The sequence below is a fragment of the Methanocorpusculum sp. GPch4 genome, from assembly GCF_012062385.1.
Taxonomy (GTDB): Archaea; Halobacteriota; Methanomicrobia; order Methanomicrobiales; family Methanocorpusculaceae; genus Methanocorpusculum; species Methanocorpusculum parvum.
Genome location: NZ_SIJA01000037.1, coordinates 1 through 448 on the forward strand (window position 1 = coordinate 1; position 448 = coordinate 448).

Consider the following 448-nt stretch of genomic DNA (forward strand, 5'->3'; position numbering starts at 1 on the left):
ATCCTGCAGGGCATACTGCATCGCACGCTGCCGTTGTGCCGCCCGTGTTCTCCGTCGTTTCTTCCGTCATGTGCTCCCTCCGGTCTTGATGTTGCCTTCGCATCTGCCGATCCAGACGGCTATTTTTGCGATCCGTTGTTTGGTCACCCTGAACCGGTGCCCGTGGACGCGTGTCCGAACTGAGCCGCCGTTCGGTCCTGGTTCGAAGGTGAGCGGTTTTTGCGTGGTCATGCTGATGACCTCGCCTGTGACGATGTTGTAGACCCAGCAGCCGGTGATGAGTTTGTGCCATGCGGCAAAGTCGCCCGGCGCGTCGCCGATAAGTTCGCTCATTCTTCGTCTCCTGCAAGTGCTGCGGCAAACTGTCTGCTGCGGTATTCGAGGAGCTCTGCTCTGTGGAGGTTTTTGAAGATCCTGAACCAGGTGCGGATGTCGGTGTCCTCGGGAA

At 58.5% G+C, this 448-nt stretch carries 1 protein-coding gene; it reads right to left on the bottom strand.

All coding sequences use genetic code 11. The features are described from left to right. Positions 1-66 precede the first annotated feature (66 nt). Positions 67-333 (bottom strand): hypothetical protein, encoded by a 267-nt coding sequence (locus EYA77_RS03760; RefSeq protein ID WP_167815901.1) that lies wholly within the window; start codon positions 331-333, stop codon positions 67-69. Positions 334-448: the final 115 nt, after the last annotated feature.

Coding starts and splice junctions, on each gene's coding strand:
- EYA77_RS03760 (WP_167815901.1), bottom strand. CDS start 333: ATGAGCGAACTTATCGGCGACGCGCCGGGCGACTTTGCCGCATGGCAC.